Annotated in this window: 24 protein-coding genes; 12 read left to right on the top strand and 12 right to left on the bottom strand. The window is 55.4% G+C overall.

Annotated features, from left to right (window positions below; genetic code table 11):
- From AC01YT_RS03015 to AC01YT_RS03030, 4 genes are all read right to left on the bottom strand, one after another.
- A partial coding sequence (locus tag AC01YT_RS03015) for a DUF5667 domain-containing protein (RefSeq protein WP_476672736.1) occupies positions 1-946 on the bottom strand: 946 nt, incomplete at its 3' end.
- The gene (locus AC01YT_RS03020; RefSeq protein ID WP_476672737.1) at positions 927-1490 is read right to left on the bottom strand and encodes an RNA polymerase sigma factor; all 564 of its coding nucleotides are present in this window, start codon (positions 1488-1490) and stop codon (positions 927-929) included. The genes AC01YT_RS03020 and AC01YT_RS03015, both read right to left, overlap by 20 nt.
- Before the next feature lie 91 nt (positions 1491-1581).
- The gene (locus AC01YT_RS03025) at positions 1582-3027 is read right to left on the bottom strand and encodes a sensor histidine kinase (protein WP_476672738.1); all 1446 of its coding nucleotides are present in this window, start codon (positions 3025-3027) and stop codon (positions 1582-1584) included.
- A complete protein-coding gene (locus tag AC01YT_RS03030; RefSeq protein ID WP_315625540.1) occupies positions 3020-3709 on the bottom strand; it encodes a response regulator transcription factor in 690 nt (229 codons plus the stop codon). Before AC01YT_RS03030 ends, AC01YT_RS03025 begins: the two co-directional genes overlap by 8 nt.
- Before the next feature lie 148 nt (positions 3710-3857).
- Here AC01YT_RS03030 and AC01YT_RS03035 point away from each other — a divergent pair, with 148 nt between their 5' ends.
- Genes AC01YT_RS03035 through AC01YT_RS03045 form a run of 3 tightly spaced genes read left to right on the top strand, consistent with a single transcriptional unit; the run spans position 3858 to position 8070 of the window.
- The gene (locus AC01YT_RS03035) at positions 3858-5909 is read left to right on the top strand and encodes a glycoside hydrolase family 2 TIM barrel-domain containing protein (protein WP_476672739.1); all 2052 of its coding nucleotides are present in this window, start codon (positions 3858-3860) and stop codon (positions 5907-5909) included.
- Complete coding sequence (locus AC01YT_RS03040; protein ID WP_476672740.1) at positions 5903-6730, top strand: carbohydrate deacetylase; 828 nt, start codon at positions 5903-5905, stop codon at positions 6728-6730. Before AC01YT_RS03035 ends, AC01YT_RS03040 begins: the two co-directional genes overlap by 7 nt.
- The gene (locus AC01YT_RS03045) at positions 6727-8070 is read left to right on the top strand and encodes an MFS transporter (protein ID WP_476672741.1); all 1344 of its coding nucleotides are present in this window, start codon (positions 6727-6729) and stop codon (positions 8068-8070) included. Before AC01YT_RS03040 ends, AC01YT_RS03045 begins: the two co-directional genes overlap by 4 nt.
- Here AC01YT_RS03045 and rsmG read toward each other — a convergent pair.
- Positions 8060-8776, bottom strand: coding sequence for a 16S rRNA (guanine(527)-N(7))-methyltransferase RsmG (rsmG, locus tag AC01YT_RS03050; protein ID WP_476672742.1), 717 nt, complete (start codon positions 8774-8776; stop codon positions 8060-8062). The two genes, AC01YT_RS03045 and rsmG, sit on opposite strands and share 11 nt — an antisense overlap.
- Positions 8777-9068: 292 nt before the next feature.
- Between rsmG and AC01YT_RS03055 the strand changes: the two genes are divergently transcribed.
- Positions 9069-9413, top strand: a complete 345-nt coding sequence (locus AC01YT_RS03055; RefSeq protein ID WP_476672743.1) for a DsrE family protein — start codon at positions 9069-9071, stop codon at positions 9411-9413.
- 30 nt (positions 9414-9443) lie between these two features.
- On the opposite strand, the gene gatB is transcribed toward AC01YT_RS03055, so the two are convergent.
- From gatB to AC01YT_RS03075, 4 genes are all read right to left on the bottom strand, one after another.
- Entirely contained in the window at positions 9444-10916 is a 1473-nt protein-coding gene (gene gatB / locus AC01YT_RS03060; protein ID WP_476672744.1) for an Asp-tRNA(Asn)/Glu-tRNA(Gln) amidotransferase subunit GatB, read from the bottom strand.
- 88 nt (positions 10917-11004) lie between these two features.
- Positions 11005-12477, bottom strand: a complete 1473-nt coding sequence (locus tag AC01YT_RS03065) for a hypothetical protein (RefSeq protein WP_476672745.1) — start codon at positions 12475-12477, stop codon at positions 11005-11007.
- A gap of 47 nt (positions 12478-12524) precedes the next feature.
- Positions 12525-13493, bottom strand: coding sequence for an NAD-dependent epimerase/dehydratase family protein (locus tag AC01YT_RS03070; RefSeq protein WP_476672746.1), 969 nt, complete (start codon positions 13491-13493; stop codon positions 12525-12527).
- 48 nt (positions 13494-13541) lie between these two features.
- Positions 13542-14888 carry an FAD-dependent oxidoreductase gene (locus tag AC01YT_RS03075; protein ID WP_476672747.1) on the bottom strand — a complete coding sequence of 449 codons (1347 nt, stop codon included), beginning with the start codon at positions 14886-14888 and terminating at the stop codon, positions 13542-13544.
- Positions 14889-15000: 112 nt separating this feature from the next.
- On the opposite strand from AC01YT_RS03075, the gene AC01YT_RS03080 reads away from it, so the two are divergent.
- Genes AC01YT_RS03080 through AC01YT_RS03100 form a run of 5 tightly spaced genes read left to right on the top strand, consistent with a single transcriptional unit; the run spans position 15001 to position 19667 of the window.
- The gene (locus AC01YT_RS03080; protein WP_476672748.1) at positions 15001-16299 is read left to right on the top strand and encodes a M16 family metallopeptidase; all 1299 of its coding nucleotides are present in this window, start codon (positions 15001-15003) and stop codon (positions 16297-16299) included.
- Positions 16296-17594, top strand: a complete 1299-nt coding sequence (locus tag AC01YT_RS03085; protein ID WP_476672749.1) for a M16 family metallopeptidase — start codon at positions 16296-16298, stop codon at positions 17592-17594. The genes AC01YT_RS03080 and AC01YT_RS03085 overlap by 4 nt, the downstream gene beginning before the upstream one ends.
- A gap of 4 nt (positions 17595-17598) precedes the next feature.
- A complete protein-coding gene (gene acpS, locus AC01YT_RS03090) occupies positions 17599-17988 on the top strand; it encodes a holo-ACP synthase (RefSeq protein ID WP_476672750.1) in 390 nt (129 codons plus the stop codon).
- Positions 17978-18736 (top strand): metallophosphoesterase family protein, encoded by a 759-nt coding sequence (locus tag AC01YT_RS03095; RefSeq protein WP_476672751.1) that lies wholly within the window; start codon positions 17978-17980, stop codon positions 18734-18736. Before acpS ends, AC01YT_RS03095 begins: the two co-directional genes overlap by 11 nt.
- Positions 18711-19667: a DUF4032 domain-containing protein gene (locus tag AC01YT_RS03100; protein WP_476672752.1), complete on the top strand. Its 957-nt coding sequence runs from the start codon at positions 18711-18713 to the stop codon at positions 19665-19667. The genes AC01YT_RS03095 and AC01YT_RS03100 overlap by 26 nt, the downstream gene beginning before the upstream one ends.
- A gap of 20 nt (positions 19668-19687) precedes the next feature.
- Here AC01YT_RS03100 and AC01YT_RS03105 read toward each other — a convergent pair whose 3' ends face one another.
- Positions 19688-19945: a hypothetical protein gene (locus AC01YT_RS03105; protein WP_476672753.1), complete on the bottom strand. Its 258-nt coding sequence runs from the start codon at positions 19943-19945 to the stop codon at positions 19688-19690.
- Between the two features lie 17 nt (positions 19946-19962).
- Positions 19963-20748, bottom strand: a complete 786-nt coding sequence (locus AC01YT_RS03110; RefSeq protein WP_476672754.1) for a hypothetical protein — start codon at positions 20746-20748, stop codon at positions 19963-19965.
- Positions 20749-20915: 167 nt separating this feature from the next.
- Here AC01YT_RS03110 and AC01YT_RS03115 point away from each other — a divergent pair, with 167 nt between their 5' ends.
- Together AC01YT_RS03115 and AC01YT_RS03120 are read left to right on the top strand one after the other, a co-directional pair.
- The gene (locus AC01YT_RS03115) at positions 20916-21824 is read left to right on the top strand and encodes a lysophospholipid acyltransferase family protein (RefSeq protein WP_476672755.1); all 909 of its coding nucleotides are present in this window, start codon (positions 20916-20918) and stop codon (positions 21822-21824) included.
- 152 nt (positions 21825-21976) lie between these two features.
- Entirely contained in the window at positions 21977-22768 is a 792-nt protein-coding gene (locus AC01YT_RS03120; RefSeq protein ID WP_476672756.1) for a CDP-alcohol phosphatidyltransferase family protein, read from the top strand.
- Here AC01YT_RS03120 and AC01YT_RS03125 read toward each other — a convergent pair.
- Positions 22765-23949, bottom strand: coding sequence for an alpha/beta hydrolase (locus AC01YT_RS03125; protein ID WP_476672757.1), 1185 nt, complete (start codon positions 23947-23949; stop codon positions 22765-22767). The genes AC01YT_RS03120 and AC01YT_RS03125 overlap by 4 nt on opposite strands.
- A gap of 187 nt (positions 23950-24136) precedes the next feature.
- Between AC01YT_RS03125 and rplS the strand changes: the two genes are divergently transcribed.
- Positions 24137-24484 (top strand): 50S ribosomal protein L19, encoded by a 348-nt coding sequence (gene rplS, locus AC01YT_RS03130; RefSeq protein WP_315625563.1) that lies wholly within the window; start codon positions 24137-24139, stop codon positions 24482-24484.
- The last annotated feature ends 94 nt before the right edge of the window (positions 24485-24578 follow it).

The raw sequence follows: 24578 nt of genomic DNA on the forward strand, positions 1-24578 counted from the left end.
CTTGTCCTCTGCCATAACCGCTGCCAGGGGTAGGGGTGTCCTGGGTCCAGGGGTTACCACCTTGTCCTCTGCCATAACCGCTGCCAGGGGTAGGGGTGTCCTGGGTCCAGGGGTTGCCACCCTGTCCGCTGCCGGGGGTAGGGGTATTCTGGGTCCAGGGGTTACCGCCCGGTCGTTGATTTCGGGGTGGCACGGTCTCGGGCATGCCCTGGCGCAGGCGTTGGCGCAGGGTTCGCGGATCTTGCAAGCCTTCTTGCACGGCTTGCAAATGAGTCTGAATCATGGCGCGGGTGCGTACCAACGCGGCTTGAGCCATAGGATTGGTCACATTGGCCTGTTGCAACAAACGCTGATATTGTACTTCCAGGCGTTGGCGGATGCGCTCCAGGGCCTGAATGGCTTGAGCATCATTCTGGGCAGCAGCTAACTGCAATGCCGTTTGGAGGTGGGTTTGCAACCGCAGTAGAACGGGTTCGGGAGGAACCTCATCCTGAGCCACCGTTTGGGCGATTTCGGCAGTGCGGCGCTCGGCCAGTTCCAGGCTGAGGTTGAGGCGCGCCTGCGGATCACGTGTGATTTCGCTGCGCAAGTCCTCGCTCCAGGTTTTGACCGGGTAAAGCGGGTCATCGGGTAAACTGGCTTGGGCCGCTGCCACAGTGATTCCGCTACCGCCAAGTAGCAAGGACACAACGAGCAAGATAGTGGTTAAGGCGCTGAACATCGGGGATACCTCCTTTTTGGGATAGAGTAAGCCACTCCAAAAGACTTTCCACCGATTCAGACGCCGTTCGGGGCGCGCAGATACGGCTAGTTGGCGCGCCTGTTCCAGAAAAGCCTGGCGGGCGTGCGCGGCGACTGCAGGATCGCGTGGGGGGATGGTGCGCAATGTTTCCAAATGCGCCCGTACTTCGGGATCAGGTTGAGGATCAGGATGGACTGGGAACATTTTCCACCTCTTGCTCTAAAATTCGCCGCAAGGCAGCCAGGGCACGATGTTGGAGGGCTTTAACCGCGCCGACCGGTTTTTGCAGAGCGGCCGCTACGGTTTCGTTATCCAGATCTTCAACAAAGCGCAGCAGAATGACCTGGCGTTGCTCGGGTGTTAGCTGCCACAGGGCACGGCGCAGGCGCTGGCGCATCCAGGCGGCTTCCAGGTCGGCTTCGGGGTTGGGCGTGTTAATGCTCAGATCCACGTCATCGACATTGAGGGTCGGCGGCGGTTGGCGGCGATAGCGGTCGGTAATCCAGTTATGGGCGGTGCGGTAAAGATAAGCCTGAAGGTGCTGCTGTGGCCCACGCCCGGAATGAAGGGCATGCAGAAAGCGGGCAAACGTTTCAGCAACGCATTCTTCGGCCAGATCGCAGTTGCCCAAAAGGCGCATGGCATAGGCGTAGAGGCGGGGGCTGTAATGATCATAAATTGCTCCCAACGCCTCGGGGTCAAAGCGTTGTGCTGCCTGCAACCATTCCTGTTCGCTTGGCGAAGCCATTTTTTTTCTATTGGATTAGACGCCGAAACCGCCTTGAAGATACGCCTGGGTTACCAAGACGAATTTGAGTTTGCAATTTGTGCCCGAAGCGCTAAAGGGGCAAGGTAAATTCCAGGCGCGTGCCATAACCCCGCCCCTGCGAGTCGGTGTAGATAGGGCTGACGGCGTGTACCTCGCCCCCGTGCAATTGGACGAGTTGTTTAACAATGGCCAATCCCAAGCCAGAACCGCCGCTACTGCGGGCGCGGGATTTATCGGCGCGGTAGAAGCGCTCAAACACGTGGGGTAAATCCTCACGCGGGATGCCCGGGCCGGTATCGCTAACAGCGACCACAATCCTGTGCCGGTTTGGGTCTGGGGTGATTTCAATGCGGATCTCCCCGCCTTTCGGGGTGTAGCGCAGGGCATTATCGAGCAAGTTGGTCAGCACCTGTTGGATGCGCTGCGCATCGAGGGGTAGGGCAGGCAAGTTATCCGGTGTGATTATCGTCAGGTGAACGGCTTTTTGGGCTGCGGTGGCCTCAAACTGTCCGATGACTTTCTGCACCAGGGGGAGCAATTTGGTGGGTTGTTTTTCTAATGTGAGGTGGCCGGATTCGGCGAGCGAGAGCAGGCGCAGGTCGGCTACCAGGCGGTTGAGCAACTGCACCTCGTCATAAAGCACCTGAACCTGCTCAAAATCCATCGGCAGGACACCATCCTGCATGGCTTCCAGGTTAGCTTGAAGGACCGCTAATGGGGTGCGTAATTCATGGGCCACATCGGCAACCATCTGGCGGCGGGCTTTTTCCGCTCGTTCCAGACTGGTGGCCATCTCATTGAATGCCATCGAGACTGCGCCAATCTCATCCTGGGTAGCAACCGGGACGCGCTGGGAGAGATCGCCTTTGGCAATCGCCTGAGCGGCCCGTTGGAGGCGGCGCAGGGGGGCAATGATGCGATAGACAATGAGTGCCACCAGAATCAGTGCCACGACACTGGCGATAATCACGGCTCCGAGCACGGCACGGTTGACGGCGTTTAAGAACTCGCTTTCCAGGGTGACCACCCCCGCCATGCCGGCTGGTAAGACCAGGAGTGTGCCGACCTGAGTGTTCCCAACGCGAATCGGCGCGCCTAGCCCCATTGTCCCAGCTGGGGCGGTTTGACCTTCCCACAACCCCTGGGTGTCGAGAACCACGCGTCCGTTAGCATCCACCAGCACCAGGCGCTGGGCTAAAACACGCCCGAGCAAGGTGGTTTGGAGAGGTGTCATGTGACCACCATTGTTGCCCATCATGCCCTGGCCCATGTGCCCTCGCGGCCACATCTCGGCCATGTGCAGAAACATGTCAATCCCCTCCCAGGAACCGGTGCGCTGATAGTAATCGGCTAAGACCGGCGCCAGCCGCTGTGCCCAGGCCTGTGCACTGCGTTCGGTGTAGGTGCCGAAAGCCAGGCGGGTGGCGCGGCGGGTGAGCACGACGGTGAGTATCGCGACCAAGAGCAACACCCCTAAGAAGGTGGCCACTAACTTCAAATACAGACGACTAGGCATCCTCGGCGACCTCCAGTTTGTAGCCTACACCGAAGACGGTCTGAATGTAGGTGGGACGACGCGGGTTGGGCTCGATCTTGGCGCGCAGGTTTTTAATGTGAGCATCTATGGTGCGTTCATAACCTGGGTAATCGGTGCCAAGGGCGTTTTCCAGCAACTGCAAGCGGGTGAACACGCGCCGCGGATGACGCGCTAAGGTCACCAGTAGGGCGAATTCGGTGGGGGTCAGGTTCACCGGCTTACCATCCACGGTGACGGTATGTTGCACCAGATCAATCTCAAGGTTTCCTACGCGTAGCCGTTCTGTCTCGGTGGGCGTTTCGGCGGCACGGCGGAAGATGGCGCGCACCCGAGCGACGATCTCACGGGGGCTGAAAGGTTTCGTCACGTAATCATCGGCGCCCAATTCCAGCCCGGTGATGCGATCCACTTCTTCTACGCGAGCGGTCAGCATGAGAATCGGCACGTTGGATTCGCGCCGGATTGCCCGTGCCACATCCAGTCCATCCATGCCTGGCAGATTTAAATCAAGGATGACAAAATCAGGACGCTCGCGACGAAAGAGGCTCAACGCTTCTTCGCCGTTGGCAGCGGGGATAACCTGAAAACCAGCCCGTTCCAGGTAAACCCGAATCACGCGAACAATCTGCGGTTCATCATCTACGACCAGAATTTTCTTCATCTCCATATCTCAATGATTTTAAGGGCAAGATGTGAAGAAAGCATGAAATTTTTTTCACCTGGCAAGTTGCGAGCGACATTTGGATTGGCTATACTTGAATTATCGCATAATTTGAGGGCGTCAAAATTGTCCCCCAGGAGGTAAATAGATGAACCGGGTTGAATTTATCTCCCATCCCGCAGTGCAACCCCAGGACCTTCCGGCCACGGGGTGGCGTGAAGTTGACTTACCTCACCAGTGGACTCTGGATGGGCTCGAAGCCGAGGTGGGGTGGTATCGGTTATCACTCCCTTTGGCTGAGTCTGAACGGCGGCGCTGGTTGCGACTGTGGGCGGATTATTATGCCGAGGCTTGGTTGGAGAGGGAATATTTGGGACGCCATGAGGGGTACTTTGAACCCTGGATTATCGCCCTGCCTACCGCGGGGCAGACCCTGTGGCTGCGAGTAGCGGCGCCTAAAGAGCCGTTTGGCGAGGTATGGCCGCGTTTCAAGCGTCAAATCAAAGGGGTCTTTGGGCAACATGATTGCCGTCCTGGCAGCACCAGTCCACGTGGGCAGGAACGGGGTACTGGTGGACTGTGGGGCGGGTTGGAAGTTTGGACCAGCGGCGATGTGGCCTTGCTGGGAGTGCGTGCGCTCCCGCTGCGGGTTGCCGGTGGATGGCGCTTGCAGGTTGAGATAGAGTGCGATAGTGCTCGGTCACGCGAAACCGTTGTTGTTCTAAACCTTACCCCCGAAAATTTCGAAGGCGAAGGACTGCGTGCTGAACGTGCTATTCACCTCACCTCGGGACGACAGCGCGTGCGTTTCTATTGGCTGTTGCCGGAGATGTCTCTGTGGGAAGTGTGGGAACGGGGTTTTCCTCATCTCTATCGTTTAACCTTGCGGGTGAGGGACGAGGAACTTTCTACGTGCTTGGGTTTTCGCACTGTAACGCACGAAGGCGATTGGGTGTGTCTGAATGAACGTAAACTCTTCCTGCGCGGCACGAACATTATCCCAACGCAATGGCTGGCGGGCTATTCACTGGCCCAAGCCGAGGCCGATGTGCGTTTGCTCAAAGAGGCACATCTGAATGCGGTGCGGGTGCATGCCCATGTGACTCATCCTGCATTTTATGAGGTATGTGACCGCGAAGGTGTGCTGGTCTGGCAGGATATGCCACTGCAGTGGGGTTATGCCCTGGATGACGCCTTTGCTCAAGAGGCGGTGCGCCAGGCCGAGGCCCTGACCTGGGGGTTGGGTAATCATCCCAGTATCTTCCTATGGTGTGCCAGCAATGAGCCGACCCATAACCGTTATACCACGGTACCAATGGTTGCCGCCGCGTTGCGTGGGAGCGATCCAACCCGCCTGATCAAAGAGGCGTCAGATTTCCGTGAGCACACCTACCCAGGGTGGTATTGGGGGCACCTGCGTGATTTTCTAGCCCTGCCGGCGGCGCCGCTGCCTTCGGAATTTGGGGCACAAGCATTGCCGCGCGCCGAGACATTACGGCGGGTGCTGGGTGAGGCAGCTTGGCCACCGCGTTGGGAGGCGTGGGCGTATCATAACTTCCAACCCGAGCAAACCTTTCGTGTAGCCGGGGTGGAGATGGGTAACAGCCTGGAGACATTTGTGGCGAATTCACAAGCCTATCAGGCGCAGTTATTGCGCTTTGCCATTGAAACTTACCGCCGCGCCAAGGGAAAAGTCACCGGGTACTTTCAATTTATGTTCGTTGAGCCCTGGGAGGGAATTACATGGGCCGTGGTCGAGGCCGATCGCACGCCCAAAGCCGGCTACTATGCTTTGAAAGAAGCCTCAAGTCCGGTACTGCTATCGTTGGTGCCGTATCGTGAGGTAACTGAAATCGGGCAACCGCCGCTCAGTGAGGTCTGGCTGATCAATGACCTGGAACGCTCATTAAGGGTGCGGGTTACGTTGCGCTTAGAAGGGCCGGTCAATGGGGTGCTGGGCGATTTGCAAGCACATGTAGAGGCTCAGGCAGCGCATCGCCTGTTCAACCTGATGGAAAGCTATGAAGCCCCCCCGGGGGAGGGGGAATCGCTGGCACGGGTGGCACAATTTTTACGCACTTTAACCCCCGGGGATTATCGTGTGGTTGGTGAGGTGTGGGAAGATGACAGGCTCCTTGCCACAAGCACGTTAGACATCCATTATCTACCACCCATTGTGCCAATGGAGGGTGCATGGTGAGCGACACGCTTTGGGACACCTTGGGTTTAAGTGAAAAAAGGGTGTTGATTTTGCATCACGACGATTTGGGGCTGTTGCAAGCGCAGAACGCTGCCTATGAGGCACTGGGCTTTCCAACTGGCTCGGTCATGATCCCGGGAAGTTGGGCGCCACAGCTGGCCAAGCATGCCCAGGCTGACTTGGGGGTGCACCTAACCCTGACCAGTGAATGGCGGGCGCCGCGCCTACGCCCACTCACATCTGGGGTCAGCCTGCGCGATCCAAGCGGTTATTTCTGGCCCACGGTGGAAGAAGCCTGGCTACATGTCAAAACCGAAGAGGCGGAGGCTGAACTGCAGGCGCAAATTCACGCTGCTTTGATGATGGGCATTGACGTGACCCACATAGACACCCATATGGGAGCCGTTTTGCGTCCGGACCTTGCTGAGGTTTACGTCAAACTGGCGGTGGAATTTCGCCTGCCCGCCTTTATCCCGGAATCATTGGAGGCAATAAAGATCCCGAAATGGTTGCGTCAACCAATCGAAGGTTTACTGGTGCGGGCACCCTTGCCCAAGGTACGCTGGCTGGATAGTTATCCCGTTCCACCCGCCCAAAAGCGGGATTGGTTCATTGAAACGCTGCGCCAAGCCAGCCCAGGGGTTTATCATCTGATTCACCACGCCGCATTGCCCACTCCCGAAGCCCAATCACTGCCCGATTGGGAGATACGCCGTTCAGATTATGAGGCTTTGCAAGATTCCACGGTGCGCCAGGTACTAGGTGAGTTCGTCTTGCTCACCTATCGCCAGGTGCGCGATGCCCTCCGGAGGTGTTCATGAGTCAGAAAACTCCATCGGTATCACCCCGGGCCAATCCCTGGCGATATGCATTAGGGGAATTGGGGTTAAGCCTGCCCGGTTTTGCGATTGGTACTTATTTGGTGTTCTTCTACTCGGATGTGTTGGCGTTGCCGGTTACCCTGGTGGCGATTGCGCGGGCGATTAACTCGGTGTGGGATGGTCTTAACGACCCAATTTTTGCCCATCTTTCGGATCGCACCCGCACGCGCTGGGGGCGCCGCCGCCCCTGGTTGTGGGTAGTGTTACCTTTGAACCTGATTGCCTGGCTGGCGATATGGTCACCACCCCGGTCCTTGGATGCCCACGCCCTTTTTGCCTGGTTTTTGGTCTTTCTGCTGTTCTCGGAGACGGTAGCGACCATGAGTTGGGTCAATTACAATGCCCTTTTCCCCCGTCTCTTTACGACCGAAGCACAGCGGGTACGTGCCAATGCGATTCGTAAAGCACTAGGTCAGGTGGCTTTAATCGGTGGAATTGCACTTAGCCCCTTGCTCTACAGCCGATGGGGTTTTGCAGGCATGGGCGCGGTGTGGGCCGGGATCGGTAGTTTGGCTTTCTTGCTCTTCCTACTCGATTTTCGGGAGGAAGAAGAAGTTCCTGTTGCCGAAGCCGCGCCAAATTTCTGGCGCAATGTTGGGGACTTGCTCAAAAACCCTGCCTACCGCCTCTATCTGGGCATTTTTATGCTCTCGACCCTGGCTAATAGCCTGCTGATGGCCGGGATGCCGTTCTATGCCAAATATGCTCTGGGTCTTGCCGAAGGGCAGACCTCGCTTTTGTTCGGTGCCGTCTTTGTGACGGCCATCCCTGGCGTAGCGCTTTGGATTTACCTCACCCGCCGTTGGCGTGCCGCCCGGGCCTGGCAGATCGCCTTAGCCTGGTTGATGCTAGCATTACTACCTCTGATCGCGGTTCGCTCACTGTGGGGGAGTCTCTTGACGGCGGCAGTGATCGGCCTGGGGTTGAGTGGTGGTATGGTGTTGGGGGATGTGGTGCTCGGGCAAATCATTGATGACGATGCGCGCCGCCATGGTCAGCCGCGGGAGGCCATGTTCTACGGCTTGGCGGCGGTGTTGGCGCGGCTTTCAGGCTTGCTCAACGCCCAGAGTTTTGTCCTGTTGACCTGGTTGTTTGGCTATGTGAGTGGTGAACAGCCCGGCCCCAACCCGGATGCGGCGTTTCGCTTTTTTATGGTGGTTATTCCGGGGGTTGTGTTATTGCTGGCAGTAGGGGTGGCTGGATGGTTGCGCCGCACCCTAAGCGCGGCTCAGCCGGCGAGCATGACGCCTATTGCGTCCGTGAGCGATGTCACTGAATAGGTTTTTTTGCCGGTAGCCCCACGCGGCGAGGGTAGCCGGGTGGGGTTGCACTTTGTTTGCGAATAACGATCAGATACCGTTCCTCGGCCACGCCGGGGAGATAGACCGGAAGCACCTGGTGGAGTTGCCCGCCAAGGATGCGAATAGCGCGTTCCGCACTTTGGGTTTCTGCCGGGCCGCTGGCGCCTTTTTGGGCTAGCATGGCCCCGCCGACCCGCACCAGAGGTAAGAGGTATTCCACCAAAACCGGCATGTTGGCAACGGCGCGGGCAACCGCCCAATCGTAACGCTCGCGGTGAGCAGAGTTTTGTCCCAATTCCTCGGCGCGCCCTTGAATCAAAGTAACTTTTTCCAGTTTTAGCGTCTCCACGATATGACGACAGAAAGCCAATTTCTTACCAACTGAGTCCACTAGGGTCACTTCGAGATGAGGAAGCAGGATTTTTAGCGGAAGACCTGGGAAGCCGGCGCCGGTGCCGATATCAATCAGAGTCTGGGGCGGGAGGCTGTTGCGCCAGGCGAGGATGCAGGTCAGTGAATCCAAAAAATGTTTGGTTCGGATGCCTTCGGGATCACGAATAGCGGTGAGGTTGAAGCGCGCGTTCCAGGCCAATAGTTCGCGCTCGTATGTGGCAAAGGCCGCGATTTGACGCGGCGTTAGTTTGATCCCAAGCAGGTTTTGGACATCCTGGGCGAACTTCTCCATGCGCCGCCATTATACCGAAAACCGGAGCGCTTGGGGGCATGGTGAAAATCTGGATATAATCAAGGCATCTCACACGTTATGGAGGCCGGCCACGGTGAACGTATTGAAACGCTGAATGTTAAAATGGATGGGCACGGGAGCGTGCCCTGTGTGCAGTCCATTCCGTGGCGACCCATGGGCTTGGGGTGAAATCTGGATGGTTATAACCTCCTGCCCGTAGAGCAGCCGGGTAGTGCCACGATGGGCTGCTTTACGCAAAGATCACTCTAGTCTTTTAGGTAGGAGGTGACCGATGTCTGAACGTGATACGGTTTGGCTCTTTACCCGCTTCGGCTTGGGAGAAGGCCCGGCGGAATTACAACAGCAACTGGCGGTCAAGTATCTCACCTTGGCGTTGGAGAGTGGAAAACTGCCGGCTAAGGCGATCTTCTACACGGAAGGGGTACACCTGGCCTGTCATGGTTCTCCGGTGTTAGACCAATTACGCGAATTGGAAAAGCGTGGAGTTGAACTGGTGCTCTGCCATACTTGCTTGAGTTATTTTGGCCTACTCGACCAGGTGCAGGTGGGTGTGGTCGGGAGTATGGCCGACATCTTGGAAGTCCTCACTCAGGCCCAAAAAGTGTTGGCGCTATAAAGGTTAAGAATTCTGTGGCCGGCCTGTCGTTCAATTTGATTGGTGTGTCCTTAACTCGCTTAACTGTCGTTCCAACTCAGCGCGCAGCACCTGGGGGTTGGCTTTGCCCCCTACCGCGCGCATGACCTGACCAAAGAACCAGTTGACCAGGGTTTCTTTTCCCCTTAGGTAGGATTGGACTTCGGTGGGGTTTTCTGCCAGCACCTGAGCCACCAAGGCGCGCAGGGCGTCGGCGTCGGAAACCTGGCGCAGACCCCGTGAGGCAATGATCGCGCCGGCTCGCGCTCCGCTCTGGAGCATTTCTAGCAATACGGCTTTTGCGGTGGTCTGATTAATCTCCCCCGCTTGGAGATGACCGAGTAATTCGACCAGTGCTTCTGGGGTGACCTTGAGTTGCTCAATACTCTCGCCGCTCTCGTTCATCCAGGCAAACAGTTCGCCCAGGATCCAATTGGCAATTGTACGGGGTGAGAGAGAGGGGGCGGCCCGGACGGCGGTTTCAAAGTAGTCTGCAACAGCACGTTCGTTGACCAAAAGTGCCGCATCCGCCAGAGGTAGTTCATAAATCTTGATAAAACGCCTTCGCCGCACGTGGGGTAGTTCGGGGAGTGCAGCGCGCACCTCGGTGATCCAGGATTCTTCGATGACCAGGGGCGGCAAATCTGGCTCGGGGAAGTAGCGGTAATCGTGGGCTTCTTCTTTGCTCCGTTGGGAATAGGTGCACCCTTTTGTTTCATCCCATCCTAAGGTTTCTTGCTCTATACGCTCTCCCTGGTCGAGCAGGCGGCTTTGGCGTTCAATCTCGTAAGCCACGGCCCGTTCCAGGGCACGGAAACTGTTCAGGTTCTTGATCTCGACCCGTGTCCCCAACTGCTGACTTCCTTTGGGGCGCACCGAGACGTTGGCTTCGAAACGGATGACGCCCTTTTCCATGTCGCCGGAATTGACGCCCAGGTAGCGCAAGAGGGTGCGCAGTGCCATTGCATAAGCCCGCACTTCTTCCACACTGAACAGGTCGGGTTCGGAGACGATTTCTAAGAGCGGCACGCCGGCGCGGTTTAGATCCACCAGCGAATAGGTTGTGCCGTCTGTGGCGGTGATATGCGTCAGTTTGCCGGTATCCTCTTCTAAATGCACCCGCCGAATGCTCACCGCCCGCTCACCAGTGCTGGTAAAGATGGGTAAGCGACCGTGCTGAGCCAGGGGATATTCGTACTGCGATATCTGGTAGCCTTTGGGCAAATCGGGGTAGAAATAATTCTTGCGTGCAAAAAGGCTGTGGGTCGCGATCTCACAATCCAGGGCTAGCGCCACCCGCAGGGCGTATTCTACCGCGCGCTGGTTGATCACTGGCAGGACGCCCGGCATTCCGGCGCACACCGGACAGACCGCAGTGTTGGGTTCAGCCTGGGTGGCATCCACGACCGGACAGGCGCAAAACATCTTGGAACGGGTTTGAAGTTCGGCATGAACTTCCAATCCGATAACAGGCTCGAATTCCATGTTATTCCTCACCCTGGATGACCTTGATCCCGACTTTCTGAAGCCGGCTTTCGCGTGATTTTACCACTAAACCTCATTCCACTCCGGCTTATTGATAGTTCCAGATCAGATAACTGTCACTGGTGCAGATGGGTTGGTCGGAGGGAAGGGAGAGGCAGATTTGATAGGCAATGACACTGCCATTGGGTTGTTCAGGGGTAATCGGGGCAATGCTCAGACGGGCACGCCCTTGTCCATCGGTAGGCGGAAGGCGGTATTCCAGCCGCGCCCCATCGGCCAGGGTGAGCCACAGCCGTGATTCGATCCCTGCTAACGGGTGGTTATTACGTGCATCTAAAACGACGATCTCAAACGACTGCGGCTGATCGGCGGGCAGGCGGGTTGCCGCGGTGCTGACAAGGAGGCGAATGCTCTGGGGCGTATAGAGCAAGGGAAGGTCGTTGCTTTCGGGTTGGAGACGGCGCAGGTATTCCAATCCCAAGGGGAGCAAGCGGACTCGCAGACTGGGGGCGGCGGTGTGATCGTACAGCAGGCAGTAATTCTCAAAACACTGGCGGTAACGGTTATTTCCCACGGCGGCGATCTCTTCCAGGGGATTACCGGAGATTTCCCGCCCACCGTGCAGGGCAATGAACTCGTCAAACACTTTGGGAACATGAAACCCCCGATCTTCATGAACCGGGTAGAAGACCATACCATCCACTTCGCCGTAAATTTGTGGCCCGGGCGGATAATCCGGGAACCCTAGCATGCGGCTAAGCGGGCGCAGGCGCATGGCGTTTAGGTTATTGGCGGGGGCGTAGAGGACGACCGTTTCGTAGATTTGCTCAATAGCACCATCGGGTGCCTGATAGGGCTCGCTGAGCGGGCGGCCGAAAGCGGCCACCCCACCCAGGCGTGCTAAGCGCGAAAGGAACGGCTGGGAAACCTCATTCGCCTGTGAAGTTACAATACCGTTGAGCGGTGCCTGGTAGCGGCAGTAAGCATCACAGGCGAACACTCCATAAGCCAATAAATGCACATTTCCGGGAGGCTCGTCTAAATTGCGATAAAAGCCCACATTCTCGAAATATTGTTCGATGCGGTTGTGGGTGGCATTATAACGGGGTTGAGTGAGAGGGTGGCCGGCGTAGAGCGAACCACCCAAACGATCATATAAAGGCACAAATTCTTCATAGATCAAATAGCCGTTGATAATGGTGCCATCACCTGCGACCAGGCCGGGATCTTCGCGCAGATTGAGCACTTGCCCCAAGGGAAAGAGGTAAAAACGTTTGCGGTCCTCGGCGTAGGGGTTAAAGCACATCAGGACATTTTGGGTATATTGGCACAGGTTAGCCTCAAAGTGAAATGCGCGGGTGATCGCCGGCCCAAGTAAGGGTTCACCGCCCAGCATCCGGTAAAACTCGCGAAACACCGGGTCCACCTCAAATATCCCGGTTTGGGGTGTGGGTTGAGGTTGGGTTGGGGCACAGGCGATCAAAACCAGGACACCGAGAAATGCTGGTATATAAAACGCGCGCTTCGTGCGAATTAAGGCTGGCTGATTCTCCCCGCTCATTGCTTCCCTATCCATTCAACCCTGGAATGATGAAGAGGATTTCTGTATCATCGCGCCGTCTCCCGTTCGCCCCCTTTCCCGTTCCCATTGCGTCGCTTCAGACGGGGATCTCGTTCTAGGGTAAGGCGCAAACCTTCTTCTAAGCTTACTCGTGGGCGGTAGCCGAGTTTCTCAGCCGCCAGGCGGATGTCGGCACACAGGCGGGCGGGGCCGCCATCGGCACGCGGATTATAGACCACCTCGGGTTGTGTACCGGTAATCTCAAGCACCAGGCGCACCAATTCGCGCACGCTGGTTTCACGTCCACTGCCCACGTTGATAATGGTTTGATCTACCCCATTGGCGGTGGCTGCAGCGAGCATGGCTTCGACCACATCGTCCACGTAAACATAGTCGCGCGTTTGCGAGCCATCCCCGTGGACAACCAACGTGCCTTCCTGAACCGCTTGACGCAGGAAGTTCGGCACCACCGGGGCGTGCACTGGGGGAAGATGCTGACCCGGTCCGTAAGCATTGAAGACGCGCAGGCACACCGTTTCGATTCCCCACAGGGCGCCGATGGTGCGCACGTAGTACTCTGCAGCCAATTTAGAGACAGCGTAAGGTGAACGAGGGTTAGGAACCGCATCCTCACGCACCGGCTGTTGTTCTTGATAACCGTAGACCGCCCCCGAGGAAATGAATACTACCCGCCGCACGCCCACGTCGCGCATGGCTTCCATTAAAGTGACCGTCCCCCCAACATTGACGTGATTGTATTCGCGTGGGTAAAGGATGGATTCCGGCACCAGGACACGCGCTGCCAGGTGGTAGACACAATCCACCTCTTGGAGCAGTGTCCATAACTTGGGGCGGTCATTGATATCGCCCCGGGTGAAGTGAACCTCGGGGGATAAGGTGGCTGGGTCACCGGTGGAACAATCGTCTAAGCCGACGACGGTATGACCTTCTGCGACCAAGCGGTTAGCAAGTGCTGAACCCAGGAAACCGGCGGCTCCAGTAACCAAAAAACGCATTGAACCTCGCAAGGAGTGGGCTAAAACTTATTATAGCATCATGCGTGCTTAGTGGGCGACACCCAACAGCCCCATAGCCTCGAGCATTTCCTCATTGGTCGCAAAGCGATAATCGTCTAGACCCAGTGTCCGCGCGCGTTCGGCTTCGGCCTGATAAAGGCGTTCGAGATGCTCTTTGGTGACCACGGGGTGAGATAGCATGTGGATGGCTTGTTCGATGCGCGGCAGAAGAGACTCGGGCAAAGGGGAAAGGGTGGCGAGATAGCTCAAAATGGCACGTGCGGCGTTGACACCATCTTTGCGCGCCGTGCCCACCAATCCGCTACTGGCCTTGCGCGACCAGCCGGCGACAAAAACCCCTTCGATGGGTTCATTACGTTCGCTGTCATATGCCTCGTAGGATTCGCCCTCAATTGGAAAACGCGGATGGGGATTTTTATCGTACTCGTAACGGTGGACGGGAAGACCCAGGGTCTCATCTACCCGATCTCCAATGGCAAAGATGACCGTATCCACCGGCATGACCCAGGTATGTCCCAGGCCTTTAGCGACAACCTCGCCGTTTTGGAGCACCAGGGTGTTATCTTCAAGTTCGATCCCCCCCACGGCGCCTTGACCATTGTCCAGAATGCGACGGGGGGAAGCCAGGAAGCGAATCCATAACCGTGTCGGCGAACGCTTGAGGCCAGCTTTGTTCATGGCGTTGCGTACCAATTCTCGTGAAGTTTCAGGGTCTTGTCCTAGTGCGCGCATAACAGGGGCAACTCGTTCCAGTTCGGCTTCGAACGCATCCCAATCTAGATTAGCGGCCACCATTTCCAGCTCACGACGATCGAATTTCACCTCTTTAGGGCCACGCCGTACAATGGCGACCACCTCATCTACGCGGCAAACGTCAATCAAGTAGTGGGCGATATCTACCATAACGTTGCCACCCCCGACAATGGCCACTTTTTTACCGATCTTATAAGTGCGCTGGCTATAAGGGGGGAGTTTGTTATAATGATACACGATGTCCTTGGCGTGATAGACCCCTTCCAGAGTTTCGCCGGGTAACCCTAACCATTTGGTGCCTTGAGCGCCAACAGCGACCAAAGTGGCTTGGAAGCCTAACTGACGTAGGTCATCTAGGGTAAAATCACCCTCACGTCCGATGCGGACGTTGCCATAATAATGGACTTCGGGTAGCGAAAGGATCTGCTGAAATTGAGCGCGCAGGCCGTTTTTGAGACGCAATTTATCCGGGTAGATACCATATTCGGCCAATCCACCGGGGCGGATATCACGGTTGAACAAAACGACCTGTACCCCGTTTTCGGCCAGATGCTGCGCGGCGTAAAGGCCGGCCGGGCCGGCACCAGCAATAGCAACCCAATAGCGATTTTCGAGGCTCATCGCGTTCTCCTGGGGGTCAGATGTGGCATTCCGGTTTTATTATAAATGAACTTCGAATTGATAATACCGGGTAACTTAGGCATGATTCATAAAAAAGGAGGCTCTGAGCATAATGGTTAACGAGATACCTATAACACGCACCCAATTGTCCAATGGGTTGACCGTGCTTCTGAAAGAGATTCACACTGCGCCACTGATCAGTTTTTGGGTTTGGTATCGGGTGGGCTCGCGGGATGAAGTGCGCGGAAAGACTGGCCTCTCTCATTGGGTTGAGCACATGCAGTTCAAGGGGACGCCGCGCTTCCCCCCTGGTGTGCTGGATCGTTGGATTTCGCGCGAGGGCGGGATGTGGAACGCCTTCACGTACCTGGATTGGACAACTTACTTTGAAACTCTTCCGGCGAATAAGATTGACTTTGCGCTTGACCTGGAGGCCGACCGTATGGTCAACAGCCGTTTTGATCCCGAAGATGTGGAAGCGGAGCGCACGGTGATCCTTTCCGAACGCGAGGGGAGTGAGAACGAACCGCTCTTCCTTTTGGGCGAGGCAGTGCAAATGGCGGCGTTTGACCATCATCCCTATCGCTATGAGGTAGTCGGACTTAAGGAGGATCTGCGTCAGATCACCCGTGAGGATTTGTATCATCATTATCGCCGTTATTACACACCGGCAAATGCCCTGATTGCCGTGGCAGGCGATTTTGAGACGGACGCGATGCTCAAGAAAATTGAGCAGAATTTCGGTCATTTGCCGCCAGGTGAGGTCATCCGCAAAGAGATCCCTCAAGAGCCGCCGCTGGCTCAGGAGCGGCGGGTGGAGGTGAAAGGGCCGGGAACAACGGTGTTTATGCATCTGGCCTATCGGGCCCCGGCAGCAAACCATCCTGATTTCTTTGCCTTTACGGTTTTAGATAGTTTGTTATCGGGGCCGAGTAGCTTGAATATGTTCGGTGGTGGGGGCATTTCCAACAAGACGTCACGCCTCTACCAAGCCCTGGTTGAGCGCGAATTGGCGGTGAGCATTGGGGGTGGTTTGCACGCTACCATTGACCCTTATCTCTACGATTTGGTAATCACCGTTCACCCTAAAAGCACGCCTGAAGCCGTGTTGAACGCTGTTGATGTGGAGATTCGGCGTTTGCAAGAAGAGCCGGTACGCGAGGAGGAGATCCAGCGTGCGCTCAAACAAGCCCGCGCGCTCTTTGCGTATGGGAGCGAAAATATTACCAACCAGGGCTTCTGGTTGGGGTTTTCGGAAATGTTTGCGACTTATGAATGGTTTGCGCATTACGTTGAGCGGCTCTCAGTGGTGCAGGCTGAGGATGTTCAGCGCATTGCTCAAACTTATCTCCAACCCCAACGGCGGGTAGTGGGCATTTATCAACCTACTGGCGAGGAGGCAATGGCATGACAGCAATGCCCTCATCTGAGATTTGGCGCTCACTCCCCGGGCCGGAGGATATCACCCGGGTAGAACTCCCAAACGGTATTGTGGTCTTAACACGCAGTAATTTCAACAGTGCCTCGGTGGTCCTAAATGGTTATTTACCTTGTGGTAGCCAGTATGACCCGTTGGACAAATTGGGTTTGGCCGGCTTCACGGCGCGGGCGCTGATGCGCGGCACTGCCCGTTATGATTTTCACACTCTTCACGATATGTTGGAATCAGCCGGGGCAAGCCTGGGTTTTAGCGCCAACGTTCACACTATTACGTTTGGCGGGCGCGCCTTAGCTGAAGATTTGCCGCTGTTGCTGAATCTGCTTTCATCGTGTGTCCGTGAGCCTACGTTCCCCACTGAACAAGTGGAACGACTGCGGGCGCAACTGCTGACAAGCCTGGCCATCCGCGCCCAGGATCCGGCAGAAATGGCCGAACTGACCTTTGATGCGTTGCTCTTTCCGGACCATCCTTATGGGCGTTCCGAAGACGGCTATCCTGAAACCATTCAGAAAATCACCCGTGAGGATTTGATGGGGTTTCATCGGGAGTATTTCCGTCCACAGGGGATGGTGTTGGTGGTGGTGGGAGCGGTAACTGCCGAGGAGGTGATTGCTCAGGTTAACACTGCCTTAGGCGATTGGTTAGCCGCTCCTCTCACAGATAAGGAAAATTTTCCAGCCGTGAAGCCGCCGGCGCAGAGCGTTCGTCAACATGTGCCATTGCCCGATAAAGTCCAGACCGAATTGATCATCGGTACCCTGGGGCCAAGGCGGAATCACCCCGATTATCTACCGGCCTCGCTGGGCAATAATATCCTTGGTCAATTTGGCATGATGGGACGGATTGGCGAAGTCGTTCGAGAAAAAGCAGGTCTGGCCTATTATGCTATGAGCAGCCTGAATGCCTGGATGATGGCAGGTTCTTGGGAGGTCAATGCAGGGGTCAACCCGGCCAACTTGGAGCGGGCGATCACACTCATTCAGGAGGAGATTCGCCGTTTCGTCAGCGAGCCGGTGAGCGAAGAGGAACTGAGCGATAGTCAATCCCATTTTATCGGACGGTTGCCTCTCTCTTTGGAATCCAATGCTGGGGTGGCTGGCGCGATTCTGAATATGGAGCGGTTTAACCTTGGATTGGACTATCTGCAACGCTATCCTCAGCAGGTATGTGCAGTGACGCGGGAACAAATTCTTGAGGTGGCGCGTCGCTACCTTGATCCCGAGCGCTTGATCGTTGTGAGCGCAGGCCCGCCTTTAGAAAGCTAGTGCCATGGCACTACAGTGTGGGGTCGATTTGGTTGAGATTCAACGCCTTGAGCGGCTTGATCCGCAAATTCGTCAGCGGTTTTTGCGCCGCGTCTTTACTCCCTTGGAGTTAGAGGAGGCGAACGAGGATCTGGCGGTGTTAGCGGGGCGGTTTGCGGTCAAGGAAGCCGTGGCGAAGGCCTTGGGGTGCGGTATTGGCCCCGTTTCCTGGCAAGAGATTGAAGTGCGGCGCGGCCCGGAAGGCCAACCTTTGCTCTGTTTGTACGGTCAGGCGGCGGAACGTGCGGCGGCACTTCATCTGCGGGAATGGTCGGTGAGCATTACCCATACCCGTACGTTGGCCATGGCCATGGTGGTTGCGTTAGGTCCCTCAGAGGGAGAGAATGGGGCTTGAACAAGACCGCTCAGGATGCTATGATGAGCGTGGGATGGGACACATGAATGTCCTGGCGGTTAGTGATGTGGAATTGGGTTTTATCTATGACGCCAACATCGTTAACCGCTTTCGTCACATTGATCTGGTGATCAGTTGTGGTGATCTGCCCCATTACTATCTTGAGTTTATTATCAGTATGCTGGACCGCCCACTTTATTATGTGGAAGGGAATCATGTGGATAAGGTTGAACTGGGGACAGGACGCGATCCGCATGCCCCGTGGGGAGCCGTTAACCTCCACCGACGGGTGGTGCGTACACCGGAAGGTTTGCTCCTGGCCGGCGTTGAGGGGTGCCTGCAGTATAATTACGGCCCGCACCAGTATTCCCAGGCAGAGATGTGGCTCATGGTGCTGGGGTTAGTGCCCCGTCTACTGCTCAATTATCTGTTCTATGGGCGCTACCTGGATATTTTTGTGAGCCACGCGCCACCCTGGAAGATCCATGATCTGGATGACCGCCCCCATCGTGGGATTAAAGCATTTCGCTGGTTGATTAAAACATTTCAACCCGCTTATCATCTGCATGGGCACGTTCATGTCTATCGCAATGACATCCCAACCATCACCCGCGTGGGTAAGACGATTGTCATGAATACTTACGGTTACCGCGAAATTGTGTATGAGGCACCTGAATCGCGCCCGGCTTTCTGGCCGCGGCGTAAGGCACGGGAGGTTATGCGTGAACGAAATTCCCCCTCGGGATGAAAGTTTTCTTGAACGCCTTGCCAAGGCTGATTTTGAGGCGGCATTACGCAAAGGTTTCTGGCGTTCGGTTTTCTCATGGTTTACCCAGTCCTCAAATCGCCTTTTGCCTTTTGACGAGGTGAAGGCGCGGCTCCCGATGCAAGGACAACATTATATTGGACTGCAAGAGGTGCCGATTGAGAAGATTATCGGGAGTGTAGGACGTTATCAGGATTTTGACCGTGCCTTTCTACCTCGACATTCTCGCACTGCCTCGCGTTGGATTAGCATTGACGTGGCTCATTTGCAGGATATCGACCTGCCGCCGGTGGAGCTTTACAAGATCGGTGAGGCGTATTTTGTGAAGGATGGCAATCACCGCGTCTCGGTAGCGCGCGAACGGGGGCAGAAATTCATTGACGCCTATGTGATTGAAATTGAAACCCCAGTGCCGATTGATGAGCACACGGATATTGACGAGTTGATCACATTGCATGAAAAAGGGGAGTTTTATGAAAAAACGCGGTTGGATCAACTACGCCCTGGAGCGAAGATAGACCTGACGTTACCGGGACAGTACGCCAAATTGCTGGAACACATTGATGTGCATCGTTACTTTATGGGTTTGGAGCGCGGAGAGGAAGTGCCGTATGAAGAGGCAGTGGCGTCCTGGTATGATGAGGTATATCTACCCCTGGCACAGGTCATTGAAGCCAGTGACTTGCTCAAGGATTTTCCAGGCCGTACCGTGGCCGACCTTTATTTATGGATTATTGAGCATCTATGGTATTTGCGCGAGCAGTATCGGCGCGAGGTGACCCCCGAAGAGGCGGCGAATCATTTTCGCGAACAATTCGCTGGCGTAAAGTCATCTTCGTTGCTCGGGGTATTACGCCGCCTCTTCCAAGGGTTAATAGCGCATTCTGATCGTGAGACCGAGTCAAAGGGATAATTGTCCTTTGAGTTGACCCATTAACTTCCTTGGAACGAAGGGGCTGGGTCGCCGAGTTCAAGCAAACCAAGCCATAAATGGTTGCGTAGAACGCGTCGGCTCGTACGCACCTCGATGCCGTTGAGTTGGAGGCGTTCTTGATTCAACATGCTGGGATGTACAAAGCAAAGGTTGGGTCGAACGCCGTATTTCTTGTGATAATATTCCGCCGCACGGTGAACTTTAGCGTACAAATCGGCTTTTGGGTTATCATCATACCAAAGCATTCCCATTTTCATTGTTCCACCTCAGGATCTTATCGTTCAGGAACCCAAATGTGCAGCCATTGCCCCTGGCTTTTAAGACTGAAACAGGAGGAAGCGGGTAAGGTCGTGCTGAAAGGATGTGCGGGGAGGCTGAACTTTTGTTTCGTTTCTAAACTTAAATCTGCTGCCCAGATCAGGGTTTTGAATCGGCGCAACCAACGCAGGCGAATGGTTTCATTCTCGACGATCGCTGCTACAATTGGCCAGATTTTTTGGTTCGGCCCGTAGTGGAGTATGTACTCCAAAGCCCATATTGCTTCGGGATCGGCCTCTAACACCCACTCGAGGTTGTCCAGTAGGAGGACGATGGACGGACCCCGCATTTTTCCGTTTTGGCGCGCATTGGTGACATCCGCTAATTGACGCAGGGTGGATTCGAGGGTGCGATCATGAGGATTAATCCAGTGTTCAAGGGGGTGTGATGGTGCGAGGATACTGTCGCTGATCCGGAAGAGCTCCAAGGTAAACCGGTTATTCGCGATCAACAACGATTGATGGACAATCTCAATAAGGTTGACCGCTGTGGGGTTCTCACGACCGATAATTAGCAAAGCGCCTGGGGATGGGTTATGCAAATCAAGTAACAACGGAACGCCATCCTCACAAATGCCTAAAAAAGCCGTTTCATGGGTGAGTAAAGGTAATCTAGAGATAACCTCTTCGAGAGTTGGCCGCGGTGCATATTGGGATGCAAGCGGTGAAATTTCAAGGCGAGTTGCCCTGGAAGACGCCTCTGATGCCAAATCCAAACGATATTTTTGAGTTAGGATGGCCATTTGTTTTCGCTCCTTTTTCTGGCCTTTTTGAACGGTAAATATAGTATAACAGAACATTTGTTCTATATCAAGAGTTTTGGTGGGTTAATTTAGAACGAATTTTCGGGGTTGTTCAAGCGAGGTTCATCCCCCGAACCCGTTAAAATCAAGGCGGGAGGAATTCAGCCATGAACCTACTGCAGTCCTTGCTTTACAGCCGCTTCGCCGTTGCGCTAGGCCTGGGAATCAGCCAGGCCACGCCTCCCTGGTTGGGATATCGTATTGCCGACCTGGGTGCGGCGTTGGTTGCTTCGCGAACTCGGTCGGCCATTGTGCAGGCGATTTGCGTCAACCAATGGGTCATTCGCGGCGAAAATCTGACCCGCCAGGCATTGCGTCAAATCGTCAGGGAGGTTTTACGTATCCACGCCCGTAACCTTTACGTTTACTTCCATACCCTCAACCGGCCGCAAGAGGTTTTGGAGCGGGTGACGTTTTCCCCCGAGTTTCAGGACCTTTTTGATCACTTACTCCATGAGGGTGGTCCAGCGTTTTTAGTTACTCCCCATCTGAGTAATTTTGACCTGGCTGGACGCGCACTGGCCTTACGCGGATTGCGTTTCCAGGTTCTGTCTTACCCCCAGCCGCCGGGGGCATATCGCTGGCAGAACCGACTGCGCCGCGATAGCGGTATTGAGGTTACCCCTATCTCCATGAGCGCCTTGCAACAGGCACGGGCACGCCTACAAAAAGGGGGTATTGTGCTGACCGGGATTGATCGCCCACTGAGTGAGGCGCGTTATTATCCCCGCTTTTTTGGCCGCCCAGCCTCCTTACCGGTCTTTCATGTGCGCTTAGCGCTACAACTCAATCTGCCCATTATCGTCGTGGCTTGCATCGGTGTAGGGGAGGGGCGTTATTCCGTCGTGGCTCGGCCCCCCGTGATCATGCAGCCCGCCGAAGATTTAGAGCAGGCGTTAATCCAGAATACCGAGGCCGTTTTGCGCGAAGCCGAAGTGCTTATCCGGCAGGTGCCACATCAGTGGGCGATGTTTTACCCGGTATGGCCGGAAGTCGCAACGGCGTTACCTTTCTAGGGCTATGGGGTTGTATTGTTTGTCATGAGACCGCAACGGGTTTACATAAGACCCTCTAAGAATTTCTTCATCAAATCGTCAAAAATGAGGACTGGTTTTTGCCCTGGTTTCGTTCTATAATGGGGGTAGACCACCTGCCCAGGAGTTCGCCTATGGATCAACCCAATTTGAAAGACCATCAACGCATCAATGATATTCTGCTGGGGCCCCTGGAGCGTCCGGCACTGGCTTGGCTGGCACGCATGATGCCGGCCTGGGTGACCCCGGATATGTTGACGGCCATCGGTTTCCTTTCCAGCATTTTGATCGCCATAAGTTATGGATTAACCTCAGTTCATCCGGCCTTTCTTTGGCTGGCATCGGTGGGATTTATCCTGAACTGGTTTGGGGATAGCCTGGACGGCACACTGGCACGCTATCGCAAGATTGAGCGGCCTCATTACGGCTTTTTTATTGATCACCTTGTTGACACGGCTAGTGTGGTGCTGATTTTTATCGGTCTGGGGCTTTCACCCTATGTCAACCTGACCATTGCCTTGCTGGGGGCAATATCCTATCTCCAAACCTCGATTGTAGTTTACCTGTTGATGATCACCAAGGGTGTTTTTCGCATCTCGTTTGCCAAGATTGGGCCAACCGAGGTGCGGGCTATGGCGATTTTGGCCAATGCGATCATCTTCTTTATCGGTAACCCCGTTTTAACAACCCCCTTAGGCCTGTTCACCTTATACGATGTGATTGTGGTCTTTGTCGGTACTTTGTTATTGGTCTTCTCAGCCATTGTAGCGGTGCAGACCGGGACTGAACTGGCACGTCAGGATGATTTGGCGCGCGAGAAAAAGGCTGTTACAGCCGCGCGCAAGGAACGCCGCCGGGCCAAAACCAAAACTGCCCGACGGGCCGGAACGGCGAGGGGTACGGTGCACGGCATGCCGCCAGCCTAACGGGTATGGGGTAAATTTGACGCTGTCTTGGGGGGACGCCTGCGCTTACGACGAGCAACCGCGGGCGTCTCTAATTTTTCCGGTTCGGAAGAGGGGGGTGGAACATCATCTTGTGCGCGTGGCTCTTGGATCGGCGAGGATAAAGTTTGATCTGAGGGCTCCCATCCTTGGGCTTCAGGAGAAACGGCGTTTTGAACTGGTTTTTGAGCATTGCGGCGGCGCTGACGGGGAAGGGCAGGAGCCGTCACAAGGGTGGTGTGTTCTGGCAGGGGTTCGATGAAGCCAAACGTGCGTAAAAAAGCCGTAATGTGATCAAAGTAAGCCGTGGGATTGAGGTCAAAAGCTCCTACATGCTCGGCGCCTTCGGCAATGTAAAGGATGCACTTCCCTTCTGGTGCAGCGTGATAGAGTTCTTGGGCTGTCTCTACCGGGATTAAGGCATCCGCACTTCCATGGATCAGCAGCACCGGAGCTTGCAAAGAAGGCATGACTTCAACGGGGGCAACCTGGTGGGGCATAAACCCGGCGATCAAGCGGCAGAGCCAAGTGGTGGTGTAATAAAAGGGAATTTCGGGGAGGTGATAATCTTCACGCAGGCGTTGCTTGAACACATCATCCAGGCGAGCGTAAGGGCTATCGGCGATGACAAAAGCGACACGTGGATCCAGAGCTGCGTGGAGTAAGCAGGTGGCTGCTCCCAGCGACTCACCCAGTGTACCGACTATTCCGCCCGGCCCCAATTGGGCCAGAGCCCATGTGGTAAGGGCTTTCAGGTCGTAGCGTTCATAATATCCGTAGGTGCAGGTGTTCCCTCCGCTCAGCCCGTGGCCACGCTGATCAAACAGCAAGACATTAAAACCAAGGCGATGGAAGAACGGGATTACCTTGACCCCACCAAAGCGACTGTAGCCATGACCATGCGCGAAGATCAGGGTGCGTTTGGCGCCGGGTTGGGGGAAGTAGGTAGCAGCCAAGTAGTAGCCCCACGGCGAGCGGATTTTGACCTCTTGCTTGGGCCAGGTGCGGTAGGCGTGCTCATCCAGTCGTCCGTGCTCAATTTCAATCCGGTAGGTTTTCAATAGAGGGATAACGCGAGGGTGTAACGCTCGCCAACACAAATAGGCACTGAACAAACCTAAAGCGAGAATGAGAACGCCGATAAGACTAAGGAAAATAAGCACGTTTTCTCCTAAAAAATGAGCACAAGAAAATCGGACATCCTCATTTTACCTGATTTGACCGCTGGCAGTACCGGCGAAGGGAATTTAAAATGGCACCTTCCCAATATAGAGAATGTGGTATAATTTGCCTTCGCCTTGACCAGGATAACGGGGTGCCTGGCAGAGCCTGTGAATTGAGGGTGTTACGATGAACGAATTGCTCAAAGCCATTGAGCCCGCGCCAAATCCGAACATCCCACCGCTGCGACCGGGGGACCAGGTTTCGGTGCATGTGAAGATTGTCGAAGGCGGCCGTGAACGGGTGCAGGAATTTAAGGGTACCGTGCTGGCCATTCACAATAACGGGGCTGGCTCTACTTTCACGGTACGCCGAATTGCCAGCAACGGTATTGGGGTGGAACGTACGTTCCTCTTCACATCGCCGCGTATTGAGAAAGTGGTGGTGGAGCGCCACAGCAAGGTGCGTCGGGCACGCCTGTATTACCTGCGCAACCGCACTGGCAAGAGCGCGCGGCTCAAGCAGAAATTCGACTAATTGACATTGGCATGGGTCTTCTTCTCTTGGAAAAGGCGCAGCCGATAGACACGCTGCGCCTCTTTTCCTTAAGGCAGCGGTATAATAAGTCTTG

This window comes from Thermanaerothrix sp. (genome assembly GCF_056331585.1).

Coding starts and splice junctions, on each gene's coding strand:
- AC01YT_RS03040 (WP_476672740.1), top strand. CDS start 5,903: ATGGTGAGCGACACGCTTTGGGACACCTTGGGTTTAAGTGAAAAAAGG.
- rsmG (WP_476672742.1), bottom strand. CDS start 8,776: ATGGAGAAGTTCGCCCAGGATGTCCAAAACCTGCTTGGGATCAAACTA.
- AC01YT_RS03055 (WP_476672743.1), top strand. CDS start 9,069: ATGTCTGAACGTGATACGGTTTGGCTCTTTACCCGCTTCGGCTTGGGA.
- AC01YT_RS03095 (WP_476672751.1), top strand. CDS start 17,978: ATGGGGCTTGAACAAGACCGCTCAGGATGCTATGATGAGCGTGGGATG.
- AC01YT_RS03030 (WP_315625540.1), bottom strand. CDS start 3,709: ATGAAGAAAATTCTGGTCGTAGATGATGAACCGCAGATTGTTCGCGTG.
- AC01YT_RS03020 (WP_476672737.1), bottom strand. CDS start 1,490: ATGGCTTCGCCAAGCGAACAGGAATGGTTGCAGGCAGCACAACGCTTT.
- AC01YT_RS03110 (WP_476672754.1), bottom strand. CDS start 20,748: ATGGCCATCCTAACTCAAAAATATCGTTTGGATTTGGCATCAGAGGCG.
- acpS (WP_476672750.1), top strand. CDS start 17,599: ATGGCACTACAGTGTGGGGTCGATTTGGTTGAGATTCAACGCCTTGAG.
- AC01YT_RS03080 (WP_476672748.1), top strand. CDS start 15,001: ATGGTTAACGAGATACCTATAACACGCACCCAATTGTCCAATGGGTTG.
- AC01YT_RS03120 (WP_476672756.1), top strand. CDS start 21,977: ATGGATCAACCCAATTTGAAAGACCATCAACGCATCAATGATATTCTG.
- AC01YT_RS03045 (WP_476672741.1), top strand. CDS start 6,727: ATGAGTCAGAAAACTCCATCGGTATCACCCCGGGCCAATCCCTGGCGA.
- AC01YT_RS03105 (WP_476672753.1), bottom strand. CDS start 19,945: ATGAAAATGGGAATGCTTTGGTATGATGATAACCCAAAAGCCGATTTG.
- AC01YT_RS03115 (WP_476672755.1), top strand. CDS start 20,916: ATGAACCTACTGCAGTCCTTGCTTTACAGCCGCTTCGCCGTTGCGCTA.
- AC01YT_RS03075 (WP_476672747.1), bottom strand. CDS start 14,888: ATGAGCCTCGAAAATCGCTATTGGGTTGCTATTGCTGGTGCCGGCCCG.
- AC01YT_RS03025 (WP_476672738.1), bottom strand. CDS start 3,027: ATGCCTAGTCGTCTGTATTTGAAGTTAGTGGCCACCTTCTTAGGGGTG.
- gatB (WP_476672744.1), bottom strand. CDS start 10,916: ATGGAATTCGAGCCTGTTATCGGATTGGAAGTTCATGCCGAACTTCAA.
- AC01YT_RS03035 (WP_476672739.1), top strand. CDS start 3,858: ATGAACCGGGTTGAATTTATCTCCCATCCCGCAGTGCAACCCCAGGAC.
- rplS (WP_315625563.1), top strand. CDS start 24,137: ATGAACGAATTGCTCAAAGCCATTGAGCCCGCGCCAAATCCGAACATC.
- AC01YT_RS03070 (WP_476672746.1), bottom strand. CDS start 13,493: ATGCGTTTTTTGGTTACTGGAGCCGCCGGTTTCCTGGGTTCAGCACTT.
- AC01YT_RS03085 (WP_476672749.1), top strand. CDS start 16,296: ATGACAGCAATGCCCTCATCTGAGATTTGGCGCTCACTCCCCGGGCCG.
- AC01YT_RS03065 (WP_476672745.1), bottom strand. CDS start 12,477: ATGAGCGGGGAGAATCAGCCAGCCTTAATTCGCACGAAGCGCGCGTTT.